Consider the following 435-nt stretch of genomic DNA (forward strand, 5'->3'; position numbering starts at 1 on the left):
GCTTCGCGCTCCGGCCCCTCGGGCATTTCGGCCAGCTCGTCATTGACGCGGAATTCCAGGTTGCCGCCAAGCTGGATGTCGGTGCCGCGGCCGGCCATGTTGGTGGCGATCGTCACCACGCTCTTGCGCCCGGCCTGCGCCACGATATGCGCCTCGCGTTCGTGCTGGCGCGCGTTGAGCACCTCGTGCTTCACGCCTTCCTTGACGAGGAATTCGGACAGCAGTTCCGACTTCTCGATCGAGACGGTGCCGACCAGCACCGGCTGGCCCAGCTCGGCATGATGCTTGATCTTCTTGGCGATCGCCTGGAACTTGTCGGCGGTGTCCTTGTAGAACTCGTCTTCCTCGTCGACGCGCTTCACACCGACGTTGGTCGGGATGGTGACGACGTTCATCTTGTAGATGTCGTAGAATTCGGCCGCTTCGGTCGCCGCG

General features: G+C 63.2%; 1 protein-coding gene. It reads right to left on the reverse strand.

The features are described from left to right. A partial coding sequence (locus RAD16_RS41425; protein ID WP_458163737.1) for a preprotein translocase subunit SecA occupies positions 1-435 on the reverse strand: 435 nt, incomplete at both ends.

Source organism: Bradyrhizobium sp. 18BD (genome assembly GCF_054185225.1).